12 protein-coding genes and 2 tRNA genes are annotated in these 15,575 nt (G+C 62.2%); 8 read left to right on the top strand and 6 right to left on the bottom strand.

The features are described from left to right. Nucleotides 1–78 precede the first annotated feature (78 nt). The 3 genes from JAO85_RS15760 to JAO85_RS15750 are packed head-to-tail and all read left to right on the top strand — an operon-like array spanning nucleotide 79 to nucleotide 3,576. Nucleotides 79–903, top strand: a complete 825-nt coding sequence (locus JAO85_RS15760; RefSeq protein WP_012839593.1) for an IclR family transcriptional regulator — start codon at nucleotides 79–81, stop codon at nucleotides 901–903. Beyond that, nucleotides 896–1,879, top strand: a complete 984-nt coding sequence (locus JAO85_RS15755) for an AAA family ATPase (RefSeq protein ID WP_202788489.1) — start codon at nucleotides 896–898, stop codon at nucleotides 1,877–1,879. Before JAO85_RS15760 ends, JAO85_RS15755 begins: the two co-directional genes overlap by 8 nt. Continuing rightward, nucleotides 1,876–3,576 carry a cobalt chelatase gene (locus JAO85_RS15750; RefSeq protein ID WP_202788488.1) on the top strand — a complete coding sequence of 567 codons (1,701 nt, stop codon included), beginning with the start codon at nucleotides 1,876–1,878 and terminating at the stop codon, nucleotides 3,574–3,576. The genes JAO85_RS15755 and JAO85_RS15750 overlap by 4 nt, the downstream gene beginning before the upstream one ends. Before the next feature lie 147 nt (nucleotides 3,577–3,723). Here JAO85_RS15750 and JAO85_RS15745 read toward each other — a convergent pair whose 3' ends face one another. The 4 genes from JAO85_RS15745 to JAO85_RS15730 form a co-directional block, all read right to left on the bottom strand. Beyond that, nucleotides 3,724–4,605 (bottom strand): ABC transporter permease subunit, encoded by an 882-nt coding sequence (locus JAO85_RS15745; RefSeq protein ID WP_202788487.1) that lies wholly within the window; start codon nucleotides 4,603–4,605, stop codon nucleotides 3,724–3,726. Then, nucleotides 4,598–5,386: a taurine ABC transporter ATP-binding protein gene (locus tag JAO85_RS15740; protein WP_003062702.1), complete on the bottom strand. Its 789-nt coding sequence runs from the start codon at nucleotides 5,384–5,386 to the stop codon at nucleotides 4,598–4,600. The genes JAO85_RS15745 and JAO85_RS15740 overlap by 8 nt, the downstream gene beginning before the upstream one ends. A 66-nt stretch (nucleotides 5,387–5,452) precedes the next feature. Then, entirely contained in the window at nucleotides 5,453–6,460 is a 1,008-nt protein-coding gene (tauA, locus tag JAO85_RS15735) for a taurine ABC transporter substrate-binding protein (protein WP_003062701.1), read from the bottom strand. Nucleotides 6,461–7,025: 565 nt separating this feature from the next. Beyond that, nucleotides 7,026–8,447: an FAD-binding oxidoreductase gene (locus tag JAO85_RS15730; RefSeq protein ID WP_202788486.1), complete on the bottom strand. Its 1,422-nt coding sequence runs from the start codon at nucleotides 8,445–8,447 to the stop codon at nucleotides 7,026–7,028. Between the two features lie 754 nt (nucleotides 8,448–9,201). On the opposite strand from JAO85_RS15730, the gene JAO85_RS15725 reads away from it, so the two are divergent. Together JAO85_RS15725 and JAO85_RS15720 are read left to right on the top strand one after the other, a co-directional pair. Continuing rightward, the gene (locus JAO85_RS15725; RefSeq protein ID WP_012839588.1) at nucleotides 9,202–9,600 is read left to right on the top strand and encodes a nuclear transport factor 2 family protein; all 399 of its coding nucleotides are present in this window, start codon (nucleotides 9,202–9,204) and stop codon (nucleotides 9,598–9,600) included. A gap of 189 nt (nucleotides 9,601–9,789) precedes the next feature. After that, the gene (locus JAO85_RS15720) at nucleotides 9,790–11,226 is read left to right on the top strand and encodes an amino acid permease (protein ID WP_202788485.1); all 1,437 of its coding nucleotides are present in this window, start codon (nucleotides 9,790–9,792) and stop codon (nucleotides 11,224–11,226) included. A gap of 54 nt (nucleotides 11,227–11,280) precedes the next feature. Here the strand turns inward: JAO85_RS15720 and JAO85_RS15715 are convergent, their stop codons facing one another. Beyond that, nucleotides 11,281–12,804 (bottom strand): PLP-dependent aminotransferase family protein, encoded by a 1,524-nt coding sequence (locus tag JAO85_RS15715; RefSeq protein ID WP_039049719.1) that lies wholly within the window; start codon nucleotides 12,802–12,804, stop codon nucleotides 11,281–11,283. Between the two features lie 276 nt (nucleotides 12,805–13,080). On the opposite strand from JAO85_RS15715, the gene JAO85_RS15710 reads away from it, so the two are divergent. From JAO85_RS15710 to greB, 3 genes are all read left to right on the top strand, one after another. Continuing rightward, a tRNA-Arg gene (locus JAO85_RS15710) sits at nucleotides 13,081–13,157 on the top strand. A 147-nt stretch (nucleotides 13,158–13,304) separates the two neighbouring features. Further along, a tRNA-Arg gene (locus JAO85_RS15705) sits at nucleotides 13,305–13,381 on the top strand. A 101-nt stretch (nucleotides 13,382–13,482) separates the two neighbouring features. After that, complete coding sequence (gene greB / locus JAO85_RS15700) at nucleotides 13,483–14,049, top strand: transcription elongation factor GreB (protein WP_039049748.1); 567 nt, start codon at nucleotides 13,483–13,485, stop codon at nucleotides 14,047–14,049. A 131-nt stretch (nucleotides 14,050–14,180) separates the two neighbouring features. On the opposite strand, the gene JAO85_RS15695 is transcribed toward greB, so the two are convergent. Next, the gene (locus JAO85_RS15695; RefSeq protein WP_039049720.1) at nucleotides 14,181–15,515 is read right to left on the bottom strand and encodes a lytic murein transglycosylase; all 1,335 of its coding nucleotides are present in this window, start codon (nucleotides 15,513–15,515) and stop codon (nucleotides 14,181–14,183) included. Nucleotides 15,516–15,575: the final 60 nt, after the last annotated feature.

Here is a 15,575-nt window from a genome sequence, read left to right as displayed (position 1 = left end):
AGTCTATGGCATTTTTTTGTTTTCGTGCAAATAAATTTCTTTTTATGGAATAAATTGACTCGAAAAATGGAAATTAATATGATCGACAACGATATGAAGCACAGCGAAGACACCCCCTCGGCTCGCCTGGACGGAGACACGCCCAATCTGCGTTTGTTCGCGCTGCTGGAGGCCGTGGCCCAGAAGAGCCAGCCCTTCACCTTGCAAACCATGGTGGAAGAGACAGGCTTGCCCAAGCCGACCATGCACCGCATGCTTGCGCAGCTGGAGGGCGCCGGAATCCTGCAAAGAGATGGCAACGGTCGCCACTACGGCACGGGCCAGCGGCTGATGCGGCTGGCGGAGAACGTGTTGCTCAACAACACCACGCATGGCGCGCGGCATGCGGTGCTGACCCAACTGGTGCGCGAGCTCGGCGAGAGCTGCAACATCACGGCTTTTTCAGGTAGCGAGGTGCTGTATCTGGACCGCGTGGAGACGCCGGCGCCGCTGCGCTTTTATCTGCATCCTGGCTCGCGCGTGCCCGCGCACTGTTCGGCCACGGGCAAGCTGTTCCTGAGCCAGATGTCGCCAGCCCAGCGCCGCCGGCTGCTGGCCAATGTGCCGCTGGAAGCGTTCACCGGCAATACGCTGACGACCTTCGAGGCGCTGGACCAGGAGCTCGATCAGGTGCGCGCCCAGGGCTATGCCTTCGACAACGAGGAGTTCCTGCCCGGGCTGCTGTGCCTTGGCGTGCTGGTGCCCGCACCCCATGGCAACTCCAATATGGGGCTTGCGGTGCAGGCGCCCATCATGCGCTTTTCCAAGGAGAAGGCCTTGTCCTTTCTTCCCAAGCTGCAGGCGGCCGTCGCGGCGATCGCCCGCATTAACGATGACGTTCCACCGGAAGCCGATGATGACTGACCTGAGCCTGCTGCAGCCCACCCGTACCGTCAGCGTGCGCGATGTATTTGGCATCGACACGGACATGAGCGTGCCGGCTTTTGCCGAGCCGGGCGAACATGTTCCCGCCATTGACAAGGCCTACCGCCTGAATCCGCAGGTGACGCAAGCCATTTTGGCGGGCTTCTCGCACAACCGGCGCGTCGTCATTCAGGGCCTGCACGGCACGGGCAAATCCACGCATATAGAGCAGGTGGCCGCCAGGTTGAACTGGCCCTGCGTGCGAGTGAATCTGGACGGTCATATCAGCCGCCTGGATCTGGTGGGCAAGGACAGCATCGTGCTGCAGGATGGCAAGCAGGTGACCCAGTTCCAGGAAGGCATTCTGCCCTGGGCGCTGCAGCGGCCCGTGGCCATGGTGTTTGACGAGTACGACGCCGGACGCCCCGATGTGATGTTCGTCATCCAGCGGGTTCTGGAGCGTGAAGGCAGCTTTACCCTGCTCGATCAGAAGCGGGTGATCCAGCCGCATCCCTGTTTTCGGCTGTTTGCCACCATGAACACTCTGGGACAGGGCAATCTCAACGGGCTCTATCACGGCACGCAGCAGCTCAACCATGCCCAGCTCGATCGCTGGAATCTGGTCACCAGCCTGAACTATCTGCCCCCGGCCGAGGAGGCGGCCATCGTGCTGGCACGTGTGCCGGAGCTTGCCACGACCGATGGGCGTCGCAAGGTGGACGCCATGGTGGCGCTGGCCGGGCTGACACGCAAGGGCTTTGCAGTGGGGGATCTGTCCTTGCTGATGTCTCCGCGCACGGTGATTACCTGGGCCGAGAACATCGCCATCTTCCATGACCTGAAGCAGGCCTTCGAGCTGTCATTCCTCAACAAATGCGAGCCTGCAGAGCGCGCCATCGTGAGCGAATATTTCCAGCGCTGCTTTGCCCAGGAGCTGATGCAGCCCGCAGAACCAGCACCGGCGTTTCTGGCATGAGCGCCGGGACCTCCGGCCCTGCCTCGCTGTCCCGCATGGAAGCCTGGGGTGGCGCCATGCTGCGCGCCGTCACCGGTGACGCCGGCCTGCAATGGAGCGGTCAGACGCTGTACCGCGGCACCACTCCCATACCCCAGGCGGCGGCCCATCATAGCCAGGTGCCGGCGCAGCAGACGGATCAGCGCGGCATGCTCGACAGCATGGGACTGCGTCTGCATTGGAGCGACCAGGCACTGTTCCAGGCCCACCTGCCCCAGGACCCGGTGGAGCGCATGGTGTTCGAGCTGCTGGAGCAGTTGCGCGTGGAGAGCCTGGTTCCCGAGACCTGGCCCGGAGCGCGCGAGAACATGCGCCAGCGCTTTGTGAACTGGTGCCAGGCCTTCATGGATTCCGGCCTGACGGAGAGCAGTCTGGGAATTTTGCTGTTTACGGTGGCCATCACGGCCTGGAGCCGACTGACAGGGCATGAGATACCGGAACGCATGGCCGATCTGGTGGAGTCCACGCGGATGTCCATGGCTTCTCCGCTGGGCCGGCACTGGGATGGGCTGCGGCGCTTCAGAGACCGGCAGCTGGAGTTTATCGAGCCTGCCCTGGCCGTCAGCCGCTGGGTCGGCATGGCGGTGCGTGCGGCGCAGGAGGATGCGCCGCGCGGTGCCGGCGGCCCCAGGCGGCGGAGCAGTTTTTCCCTGCCTCTGCACTTTGAATCCCAGAGTCAGGACGGCATGCCCGTGGCGCAAAGCGGCGATAGCCGGGCCTGGGCCGGCACCGCGCAAAGCTACCGGGTCTTCACGCGTGAGTTCGATAGGGAGGTGCAGGCCGCTGAGCTGATCCGTGCGTTGCAGCTGGCCCAGTTCCGGGAGCAGATGGATGAGGAGTTGGCGCGTTCGGGATTGCAGCAGGCCGGGCGGCTGGCGCGCTATCTGCAACAGCGCCTGGCCAGCACGCAGCGCAATGGCTGGAACTTCGGGCTGGAGGAAGGCCATCTGGACGGCAGTCGCCTGTCCCAACTGGTGACGGACCCGCAGCAGCGCGCGATTTTCAAGGACGAGATGCAGCGTCCTGTCAACGAGACCGCTGTCACCATTCTCATGGACTGCTCGGGTTCGATGAAAACCTTTGCCAGGCCCCTGTCGCTATTGCTCGACGTGCTGGGGCGGGCGCTGGAGATGGCTGGAGCGAGCGTGGAGATACTGGGCTTTTCCACGCAGGCCTGGAATGGCGGCAGAGCACGCCGCCGCTGGCAGCGCGCCGGCCAGCCGCAGTTTCCGGGGCGTCTCAACGAGCGCCTGCACATTGTCTTCAAGGACGGGGCCAAGCCCTGGCGTCATGCCCGGCACGGCATTGCGGCACTGCGCAAGCTCGACATCTTTCGTGAAGGCATTGACGGCGAGGCCGTGGAATGGGCGTGCCAGAGGCTGCGTGCAAAGACCGCGCAGCGTCGCATCCTGCTGGTCATCTCCGATGGCTGTCCCATGGATACGGCCACCCATCAGGCCAATGACGAGCATTATCTGGATCAGCATCTGAGGCAGGTCCTTGCCGCCCAGGAACGCATGGGCGGCGTGAAGGTCTGCGCCCTGGGCCTAGGACTGGACCTGGGGGTCTTCTACCGTCAAAGGCTTGCTGTCGATCTGCAGCACGATATCGACGAGACCTTGCTGTTTTCGGTGGCCGAGATGCTGTGCAAACGATGACAGGAATGGCGCGTGCGGCAGGTATCGCACAAGGCCGGGCAAGCTCGGGCAACAAGCCGAAAAACCGGAAAACAGAAAAGCGGGAAGGCGCAATGCCTGCCCGCTGTCTGCTTGCCGGAGCCATCCCCGCCGGGGAGTCGGCAGCCCTTACATGCGTCCCTTCCAGGGAACCAGGCGCTTTTCGACCCAGCGCATGAACAGGTCGAACACATAGGCGATCACACCGATGACGATGATGCCCATGATCACGATGTCCGTGCGCAGGAAGTTCGAGGCGTTGAGCACCATCTGACCCAGACCCACGTTCGCCGCCACCATTTCGGCGGCAACCAGAGTCGTCCAGCCAAAGCCGATGGCAATGCGCATGCCCACCAGAATGTCGGGCAGGGCTGCGGGGAGAATCACATGGCGGATCACCTGGAAGTAGCTTGCTCCCATCGAATAGGCGGCATTGATCTGCTCCTGTGCTGCGCTGCGCATGCCAGAGCGGGCTGCCAGGGCCAGGGGGGCAAAGCAGCTCAGGAAGATCAGCAGAATCTTCGGCGTTTCATCGATGCCGAACCAGATGATGATCAGCGGCAGATAGGCCAGCGGCGGCAGGGGACGGTAGAACTCGATGGGGGGGTCGAAGACGCCGCGTGCAAAGCGTGACATTCCCATCGCAATGCCCAGCGGAACGGCAATCATGAAGGCCAGCCAGAACGCCACGGTCACGCGCAGCAGACTTGCCGAGAAATGCTGCCACAGCGGTTTGTCGTTGGCCTGCCCGGTTAGGTATTCATAGAACTGCTGGAACACCGCTTGCGGGCTGGGCAGGAACAAGGGCTTGATCCAGCCGAGATTGGTGGCGGCAAACCACAGTGCCAGCAGCAAGGCCACGGTGACGATGCTGATGCCGAGGCTGGAGCCTTCGCCAGGGGTCTTGAAGCGACTGGTCTTCACCGGTCCCGACGCCTGCGGGGCAGTGGTCTTGGGCTGCACGCGCGCTGTCGTGGCGGGCAGATGGTTGATTTGGACTGCTTCAGACATTGGCAGGCTCCCGGTGGTGAATCAGACTTAGAACTTCCTCGCGCATCCTGATGAAGTCGGGGCGCGACTTGACGGCACGCGCATCGCCGGTGCGCAGAAACTCATGGCAGAACGGCATATCGTCGTAGACATGGGAGATGCGGCCCGGGCTGGGGCTCATGACGATCAGCCGGCTGGCGAGAAACAGCGCCTCCTCCACCGAGTGGGTGATGAAGAACACCATCTTGTGGGTGGCGTGCCAGACACGCAGCAGGATTTCCTGAACCTGCTCGCGCGTGAAGGCGTCCAGCGCACCCATGGGTTCATCCATCAGCAGCAGTGCGGGATCGTTGGCCAGCGCACGGGCAATGCCGACACGTTGCTGCATGCCACCCGAGAGTTCATAGACGGCACGCCTGGCGTAGTTCTGCAAGCCGACGAGGCCCAGTTTCTCTTCCGCGATCTGTGTGCGCTGCTTCAGGTCCATGCCGCGCATGCGCAGTCCCAGTGCGACGTTGTCGATCACATTGAGCCATGGCATCAGCGCATGCTTTTGAAACACCACCCCTTGGTTGGCTCCGGGGCCCTGAATGGGTTTGCCGTCCAGCAGGATCTGGCCGCTGGAAGGCGCCAGAAAGCCAGCCATGCAGTTGAGCAGTGTTGTCTTGCCGCAGCCCGATGCACCCAGAGCGACCACGAAGTCGCCTTCATGCATGGTCAGGTTGACGGGTGCCAGGGCTTGCAAGTGTCCGCCCTTGACCTCGTAATTGACGGTCAGGTCGCGTATATCCAGAGTCGGCATGACATTGCCCTCCTATGTGAAACAAAGCTGGGAGCCACGACGGGGTTGGCCGTCGTGGGCGGGCAGTCAACGGCCGAGCGCTTGCTTGACATAGCTGCTGGTCACGTACGCGGCGTAGTCGGGCCTGACCTCCTGGATTCGTCCCTGCGACTTCAGAAACGTTGCGGTATTGGTCATTGCCTTGGCCGCACCGCCTTCCAGCCACTGCACGCCGAGCTGCTCTTCGGCACTGGGGAAGCGGTAAAGCGCCATGGCTGCGGGCACGTCCTTGGGGTCGGCCTTGCTCCATTTGGCAATCGCCTTGATCTCGGGCGAGTCGGGAGTCCACCTGGCCAGGTTGTCGCGCACCTGGGCGCTGGCCCGATTCAGGGCCTTGATGAACGCCACCATGAACTGGGGATTTTCCTGGGCGAACTTGCTGCTCACGGCAATGCCCTCGAAGGTGGGATAGCCCATCTGCGCAATGGAGCCGGAGGTGGCAATCACCTTGCCCTTTTGCTTGACCTTGGCCAGCACCGGATCCCAGACAAAGGTGGCATCGATATCGCCGCGTTCCCATGCCGCGGCAATCTCTGGCGGGCGCATGTTCATGATGTTGACCTTGCGCGCGTCGACGCCTTCCTTGCCCAGGGCAGCGACCAGCTGGTAGTGCGCGGTGGAGACGAACGGCACGCCAATGCGCTTGCCTTCCATGCTCTTGAAATTGCTGATGCCGCCGCCATCGCGTGCCACCAGGGCTTCGGCACCGGCGATATCCGCGGAGATCCAGAGCAGCTTGATGTCCTGCCCCTGGCTGGCGGCAGCGGTCAGCGGGCTGGATCCCACCTCTCCCATCTGCACGTCGCCCGAGGCCATCGCCCGTATCACGTCGCCGCCGCCCGAGAACATGCGCCAGTTGATCTTGTAGCCCGTCTCCTTTTCCACCTCGCCCGACTCCATGACTAGGCGCAGAGGCACCAGCATGTCCTGGTTGGCGAAGGTCACGGTTTTCTGCTGCGCCAGCGCGAAGCCGGTCATGGCCAGTGCTGCTGTTGCGGCACCCGCTTTCAGCATCCATCGTTTTTGCATTTTCATTGCCAATTTCTCCATGGTTAGAGCGATATCGGTTGAAGACTTAGACCAGAGAACCCTTGCTGTGCTCACTCTTGCTGACTTGCTTTCCCATTCCCGCTTCTGGCTGAACCGGTAGAAAGCCGCATCGCGAGGCTCAAAGAGCTTTCTGAGCGGATCGTAGTGAGCAACCTTGCGCAGCCAGTAGGGCCAGTTGCTGTGAATCGTTAGGTCCAGTCGCGCACGGCCCCGGATGGGGCGCGCAGCATGGGTTGGCGTGCACCGCGACCGTGCATTGCAAAGCCTTGCATGGCGCGGCTTGCGCGGGATATCTCGGTCCTGGTGAAGGGCGTTTTTGCGGCATCTGCTTGGGCTTAGGTGGTTTCACTGATCGCAGACAGATGAGGGCGGATTGGGCTGGCCGGGAGGCATGAATGCTTGCGCAATATGCGTGCCAGAGAGGCGGTTTTTCCTGTGGCCGGGGCTCCGGGGTGTGCGCCGCACCGCATCCGTAGATAGCATGAAAAAAAGCACCTTCCTGGCGGAAGGTGCTCTTCGTTGCGTGAAGCCCGAACGGCGGCTGGCAGGGTCAGTTCTTCTCGTCGTTCATGTGATACCAGTGGTAGAGAAAGCGCTGCCCCATGCGGCGAAATGGTGCAAATGCCTCCGAGCGCACCATATTGAACACATTCGGATATTCGAGCGATGAGTTGTAGATTGGCAACTCGAAGGCCTTGAGGTTCTGGCCTGCGATGCGCTGGGCCATGCGCCGGCCCGCATGCGCAGAGAACGACACGCCGTTGCCGCCATAGCCGACCGCATAGAAGACGCTTTCCCTTGGATCGGGCTGGGTGATACGCGGCATCATGTCGTGGCTTACATCGACCCATCCCCACCAGGAGTAGTCCACCTGGATTCCCTTGAGGGCCGGGAACTTGTGGTGCAGGCCCTCGACCAACTTGGCCATATGGACCGGATTGGGCGCATCGGCGCCGGTGACGGCGCTGCGGCTGCCGATCTGCACGCGGTTGTCGGGCAGCTTGCGGTAGTAAAAGCGCAGCGTGCGCGTGTCGGTGATGACTTGCGTGGTCTTGAAATTGGTGGCTGCCAGCTCTTCTTCCGTCAAGGGTCTGGTGACCAGCGAGTTCGAGAGAATCGGCATGATCTTGGAGCGCAGACTGCGGTGAAGGCCGTTGCTGGTATAGCCACCGGTGGCAAAGCCGACGGCGCGTGCCTTGACCGTGCCGCCCGGTGTCTGGAGGTAATGCACGCCGTTGCGTGTCTCCATGCCCAGCACGGGGCTGGCGGGATGCACCTTCACTCCCAGCTCGCGGGCCTTGCGCAGATAGCCGAATGCCAGCTTGAGCGGATGCACGCCAATGCCGTCGGGCTCATGCATCGCGCCACGGCAGTCGGCGTCATCGACATAGTCGCGGCGCACAGCATCGACGCTGAGTATGCGGGCGTCGTAGCCGAAGACTTCGCGCATGACGCTGGTCTCGTTGCGCAGAAAATCCATTTTTCTGTCGCGGTGGGCAATATACAAATGCCCTCCCGGTTGCGGCTCGCATTCTGGAAACTCCGCAACCAGTTTCTTGAACGTGTCGAATCCTTCGCGGATCTCCGCATCCAGCTTCAGGGCTGTGTCCTTGCCCCAGCGCTCTATCCACTGCGAGCGATAGAGGCGGCCGCTGGCATTCTGGCCTTGGCCGCCGTTGCGGCTGGTGCAGCCCCAGGCGCTCTGGTTGGCCTCGAGAACCACGGCGCGAATGCCGTGTTCGCGGGCCAGAAACAGCGCAGTGGACAGGCCCGTGAAGCCCGAGCCCACGATGACCACATCGGCTTCCATGTCGCCGCAGACCGGACCATCGTCCTCGGGTGGCCGGCCTGCCGTCCCTACCCAGTAGGTCGGAGCGTAGCCGGCACCATGTCCGGGGTTTCTTGCCACCAGGGGGTCGTACTGCGGGTCGTATGGATTCAGATGGCTGGGGCGGATGTCCTCGGCTTTCATGGCGGTCGTCTCCTGGTGTGGCTGCGTTTGAAGCGGCGCTCTATTGCTATGGAATTGATGGACGCAAAGTCAATGCAGATGCACTGCTTGCGATGTCCAGAGCAGCATAGCCAGCCCCTTGCGCAGCTGGTTAGGGCCACGGCACAGGTTTTGATGGAGCCAGCGCGCAAGCCTGGCCATCCGAATCTCGGGATTGCCGCAGACGGGCGGCAGCGAGTCTCCTGCAAACCGGGCGACCCACCGAGTCGCGCTCGCCGGGCGGGGCTGCGCGCCGGCCTGCTTCAGATCGGCATGACACAGGCTGTGTCAGCCGCAACCTCAGGGGGATGCATTGGAGTCCACCGCCACCTGTGCAGACAGCGGGCGTGGCCGTGAACTGCCCCTGCGCCTGTGGCAGCGATGACCGCATTGAGCGTGTTGATGTTCTCCTATCGTTTTCACCTAAATGAAGCGGCACAAGAGGCATTTGCCGGCGGGCTTCGGTCTGCATCCGCAAGAGCTGGGACAGAGCGTCGCGCTCAGAGGAGAAGCGGACTTTCTCAAGGCATTTTTCGGTGCGCGCCGCCGTCATCTCGCGAGGGATCACTGCCCTGCGCGGCAAGGCCTTGGACTTAACGATAGCCGGCAACTGGCCCTACGAAATGGAGCCAGTGCTACCTACCATGAGCCATCGGAATTTCAGGCATTTTTCGATAGAAAGGGGGCGCTTTTGCAATGGTCGACCCCCATGACATGACAGCAATCTGGAGAGCATATGAGCAAGCAAGAATCCCAACCCGATGTCCAGTTTCTGGCGCGTTTCTCCGACGCGTGGAATCGCCATGACATTGACGCATTGATGGACTTCATGGCCGACGAGTGCGAGTTTCATGCCGTTGCCGGCCCTGATCTGATGGGACGCAGCTTCGTGGGTCGTGAAGCCGTGCGTGAGGGCTTTCAGCTGGCCTGGCAGGCATTCCCCGATGCGGCCTGGGTGGATGGAGAGCATTTTGTGCAAGGCACGCGCGGTGTTTCGGAGAGCACCTTCAAGGGCACCAAGGCCGACGGCCTGCGTGTAGAGGCACGCATGGTCGATGTGTTCACCTTCCGTGACGGCAAGATCGCCGTCAAGAACGCCTACCGCAAGGATCGCCCGCCTGTGGCGATTTCCTGACACGAGCCTGGTTTGCGTGCGCGCATTCTTGTCTCGCGGCAGGGGGCGCTGCACGCATGGCTTCGCGCAACAATTTTCAAGCAGATAACTGAACGACCACGGCAACGGCCTGCATGAGCAGCAAGGCACAGCCAGATACATAAAGCCGTGGCGACCGGCATTTCCAGGCCGGCAAGACAGGAGACAAAAATGATTGGAAATCCGCATTCGTCGCCGGACGGGCTGTCGCACAGTCTCAAGCAGCGGCACATGACCATGATTGCCCTGGGCGGTGTCATCGGTGCCGGGCTCTTCGTCGGCAGTGGCGTGGTCATCAAGTCGGCCGGGCCGGCGGCCGTCATCTCTTTTCTGATCACCGGCCTGCTGGTGGTGCTGGTCATGCGCATGCTGGGCGAGATGGCCTGCTCCATGACGGGAGGCTCGTTTTACGAGTACGCCCGGGAAGCCTGGCGCGACCGGCCCGCCGTGGGCCAACTGGCGGGATTTCTCACGGGCTGGATGTACTGGTATTTCTGGGTCATCGTCGTGGCGATCGAAGCGGTGGCGGGGGCGGAGCTGGTGCGCTACTGGCTGCCCGACGTGCCGGCCTGGAGCATCAGCCTGGTCCTGCTGATCATGATGACGCTGACCAATCTGGTCTCGGTCAAATCCTTTGGCGAGTGCGAGTTCTGGCTGGCATCCGTGAAGGTGGCCGCCATCGTGGTGTTTCTGTTCATTGCCGGTGTCTATGTGCTGGGCCTGACACCGGGCGGCAGCGGAATGCATGTCGCCAACCTGAGCCAGAACGGCGGCTTCATGCCCAACGGCATTGTTCCGGTGCTCACGGGCGCCGTGGCCGCGACCGGCTTCTATTTCGGCGCGGAGATCGTGACGATTGCGGCCGCCGAAACCGCCGAGCCCCAGAAGGCCGTGGCCAAGGCCACGAATTCGGTCATCCTGCGCGTGCTGGTGTTCTATGTGGGATCGGTGCTGCTGGTGGCATGCCTGGTGCCATGGAACTCCATCGGCATGTCCACGCCCTATGTCAGTGCTCTCGATGCCATGGGCGTGCCGGCCGCTGCCCAGATCATGAATGCCGTGGTGCTGACCGCCGTGCTGTCGGCGCTCAACTCCGGGCTTTATGCCTCTTCGCGCATGCTGTTTGCGCTGACGCGACGCGGCGATGCGCCCAAGGTGCTGGCCCAGGTCAGCCGCAACGGCGTGCCCGTGTACGCGATTCTGGTGGCCACCTTGTTCGGCTACGGTGCCATCGTCATGTCCTATCTGTCTCCCGACAAGGTGTTCGCCTTTCTCGTGAACTCCTATGGCACCGTGGCCATCTTCGTCTACATCCTGATTGCGATTTCCCAGTTGCGCCTGCGCTATCGATTGGAGAACGAGGCTCCGCATCTGCTCAAGGTGCGCATGTGGTGCTTTCCTTATCTGACCTGGCTGGCGATTGCGGGCATGCTGTCCATCGTGGTGGCCATGGGCTTCATTCCCGAACAGCGCACTCCGCTGGCCCTGGGTGTGGCCAGCCTGTGCATCTTGCTGATTGCCTATCGCGTGCGTCAGACATTGCGGCGCGGAATCAGTCCCGAGGGGCTGCTCGACGAGCTGGCTCCGCCCAAGCTGCGCAAGAATTGATGAGACCGACAAAAAGCCCCGGACCCTGAGTCCGGGGCTTTTTGTTTTGCGCCTCTACATGCAGTGCATGGCTTCTGCCAGGGCCTTGATGCCCTGGGCGATTTGTCCCGCGGGAATGGACTGATAGCCCAGGCGTATGAAGTTGCCCGTGTTGCGAGGGGAGGTGAAGAACACATCGCCGGGCTCGATCAGCACTCCATGCTCGGCGGCCTGGCGTGCCAGTGCCTGCGCGGGCACATGGTCGGGCAGTTGCACCCAGCACGAGCCGCCGCCGCGTACCGGCGTGATGCGGCATTGGGGCAGGTAGCGAGCCATGGCTGCCGTCAGCTCGGCATGACGCTCTTTCTGGGCCTGGCCGAGACGGCGCAGCTGGGCCTCGTAGTGGCCCAGCGAGATGAACATGGCCAATGTGCGCTGGATGAAGGTGGAAGGATGGCGGATCATCAGGCGGCGCAGGGCACGCAGCTCCTTGATCAGCTCGGGCGGAGCCACGATATAGCCCACGCGAAGGCCGGGTGCCAGGCTCTTGGAGAGGCTGCCGATATAGATCACGCGGTTGTTGCGGTCCAGGCTTTTGAGTGCCGGGATGGGCTGTTCGTCGAAGCTGCTTTCGCTTTCGTAGTCGTCCTCGATGATGATGAGGTCGTGCTTCTGTGCGGCCTCCAGCAAGGCTTCGCGCCGCTCCAGCGGCATGGTGACGCCCGTGGGGCACTGATGGCTGGGCGTGACGTAGAGGTACTCGAGCTTGCGCATGGCATTGACGATAGGCAGTCCATCGCCATCCACGCCAATGGGAATGACCTGCGAGGTGCGGCTGCTGAAGATATTGCGCGCATCGGGGTAGCAGGGGTTTTCGATGCCGATGGAGGTGCCCTCGCGCATCAGCAAATCGGCCACCATGTACAGCGCATGCTGGGCGCCGACTGTGATGATGATTTCGTCGGGTGACGCCCAGACGCCGCGGCGCGGCAGGATCTTGGTCTGCACCTGCTGGATGAGGCTGTCGTCGTCGCGGGTGATGTGATCGGGCGCCCACATGCGGATGTCCACCACGCCCAGGGACTTGAGGCAGCATTCGCGCCAGGCGGCCGTGGGAAACAGCTCCTTGTCGAACTGGCCGTAGAGAAACGGATAGGGGAACCGCTGCCAGTCGTCTTCCTTCACGATGCTGCGCTGCAGGCTGGGGCGCAGCCACAGGCGGCGCGACCAGTCCGTGTGCGCCTCGGCGTCCGTGCTCCTGCCGCTGCCCGGCGTGCGCTCGGCCGTGCGGCCCTGCAGCACATCGGGGTGTATGAAATGGCCTTTTCTCTCGCGGCTCAGCAAGAAGGCCTCTTCGGTCAGCTGCTGGTAGGCCATGACCACGGTGATGCGACCCACGCCCAGCAGCTTGGCCAGTTCCCGGCTCGAGGGGATAGCGTCGCCGGGCGCGAGAATGCCGCTGAGGATGGCATCGACCAGCATTTCGCGAATCTGACCCTGAAGGCTTAGAGAGGGCCTGGCGCTGCGGCGAAACAGCTGCTCCCACATGGCCACGGATGGAGGAATCGAAGGCGAGGCCTGTTGTCTGTCTGTCGTCATTGATGGTTCTGAATGCACTGCCGCAGCGTGCGGCGGCCTGGAGCGACCGGCTGCCCTGACGCGCGGGGGCTGGCTCTTTGGGGTCCATGAACGCGGCATTGCAGAGGCCGCCAGCAGCTTGCTGGCGGACCGGTTTCAACGCTCAAGATTAGCGCATATGCATGTGCTTGGAATCAGGCTTTTCATGTGGTCGCAAGCCTGAAGCAGCGCGCGGGATCTGAAATTCCTGGAGACCTTTTCTGCAGGCTCCAAAAACTGTATATAATTTGAGGCTTAGCGGCTGTAGCTCAGCTGGATAGAGTACTTGGCTACGAACCAAGGGGTCGTGGGTTCGATTCCTGCCAGCCGCACCAAACGACAAGCCTCAGAACTGAAAAGTTCTGAGGCTTTTTCGTTTCTGCCTTGCCTGTGGCGGCAGGACTGCCGGTGCTGGATGTCTTTGAAGAAAAATCCGGGTTTTCACCGAGCGGCTCCAAAATCTGTATATAATTCGAGGCTTAGCGGCTGTAGCTCAGCTGGATAGAGTACTTGGCTACGAACCAAGGGGTCGTGGGTTCGATTCCTGCCAGCCGCACCAAACGACAAGCCTCAGAACTGCAAGGTTCTGAGGTTTTTTCGTTTCCGGGCTTTGACGAGCCATGCTCTGATCAGGCCCGGATCTGTGTGAAGATCGGCCTCATGAGCAAGGCTTTCACCAAAGAATCGGACGGCGACGACGATGATGACGTCGGCGCTCTGCCGCCATTGCCCGTCGGCGGCAAGAACTACATCACGCCCCAGGGCTACCAGCGCATCAAGGACGAGCTGCTGGATCTGATCGACAACGAGCGCCCCAAGATCGTGGAGATCGTGCACTGGGCGGCCAGCAACGGCGACCGTTCCGAGAACGGCGACTATCTCTACGGCAAAAAGCGTCTGCGCGAGATCGACCGCCGCATCCGCTTTCTCACCAAGAGACTGGAGATTGCCGAGGTGGTCGACCCTGCCGTGCATGCGGGCAGCGACCAGGTCTTCTTTGGCGCCACGGTCAGCTATGTCGATGACGAGGGCGTGGAGCGCACCATCACCATCATGGGCATTGACGAGGCGGACAGCGCGCAGAACCAGGTCAGCTGGATTGCCCCGGTTTCGCGTGCGCTGCTCAAGGCGCGCGTGGGCGACGAGGTGGCCTTGCCCACGCCGGCCGGTGTGCGCATGCTGGAGATTCTGGACGTCAGCTATCCTCAGCCCACATCTCGATCCTGATTTCAGGGGCAACAAAAAAGCGCGGCTTCCGTGTGGAAGCTGCGCTTTTATTTTGTGAGCTTCACTCGCTTGATGTTCAATGATTTCAGATGGTTTTAGAATTGAAATCGTTGATCAACAAGCGCTAAAAGCTATTGTTTTTGAGATGGGTTGCCAGCCTGCAGGCGTTGCAGCAGCTCCAGCGTGGGGTAGCCGTCTGCCACCAGGCCCTCGCTTTGCTGGTATTGACGCAGCCCGGCCCGGGTGGCCGGACCCATCACGCCGTCGGCCGCTCCGGTGGCAAAGCCGCGCTGGCTGAGTGCGGTCTGCAGCGCCCGTGTCTGCTCACGTGTGAGTGCGCTGAGATCGCGCGGCCATTCGGCGCTGACACCACCATTGCCTGCCAGTTGCGATGCGAGCAGGCTCACGGCCAGTGCATAGTTGGTGGAGTTGTTGTAGCGCAGGATGGCGCGGAAGTTGCTGCCCACCATGAAGGCCGGACCACGGGCACCGGCCGGTGCAATGATGCTGGCTCCGGCCATCGCAGGCAAGGCCTGTCCGTTCATGCTTTGCACGCCTTCTGTCGCCCAGGCATTGCTGTTCTGGCGCGTGGAAAGCTCGGTGCGCGCGTAATCGAAATTGGCTGGCAGGCGCACTTCAACGCCCCAGGGTTCGCCGGGGTTCCAGCCCGAGCTTGCAAGATAGTTGGCCGTGGAGGCGGCCACATCGGCCATGGAGCCCCAGATGTCGCGGCGACCGTCTCCATCGGCATCGACTGCATATTGCAGGAAGACTGAGGGCAGAAACTGGGTGTTGCCCATGGCACCGGCCCACGAGCTGATCATATGGGCGGCGTCGATATCGCCGTTGTCGATGATGCGCAGAGCGGCAATGAGCTCCTTCTGCGCCCATTCGGCACGGCGGCCGTCGAAGGCGAGAGTGGCCAGCGCATCCACGGCCGAGAAGCTGCCGAAGTTGCTGCCGTAATTGCTCTCCATGCCCCAGATGGCTGTAATCACGGGCGCCGGCACGCCATATCGCTGGCTGGCCGCTTGCAGACTGGCTGCGTATTCCTGCATCTTGAGCTTGCCGGTCCTGATGCGTTGTGCGGAGACGGCGCTGTCCAGATACTGCCAGGGCGTGCGCGTGAACTCGGGCTGGGAACGGTCGAGCCTGACGATGCTGGGCTGGAGTCTGGCGCCGGCCAATGCGCTGCGCAGTGTGCGCTCCGAAATGCCTGCTGCGCGTGCGCGTGGGGCGAATTCCTGCTTCCAGTGTGCGAAGTTGCTGGCCTGTATGGGACTTTCCATCGCTGCTTCGTCAGTGCCTTGCTCTGTTTTGGCAGGCTGTGCCGGTTCGGGCACCACCGCCGCAGGAGGCTCGGACCGGGTGGCGCAGCCTGCGAGCAGGGCTGCTGCGATGGCGGTGATCAGCAACGGCTGACGGACATTCAGAAGCGAAGGTGCGGTTTGGAGCATGAATGCCATTGTCGCTTGCTGCCGTGGCCTGGGGACTGTTGCATGGCGGGATAGCTCCCGCAGAATGCA

This window comes from Comamonas sp. NyZ500, from assembly GCF_016772095.1.
Classification (GTDB): Bacteria; Pseudomonadota; Gammaproteobacteria; order Burkholderiales; family Burkholderiaceae_C; genus Comamonas; species Comamonas thiooxydans.
The sequence above is the reverse complement of the archived record's forward strand: the minus strand, read 5'-3'. Positions and strand labels throughout refer to the sequence as shown.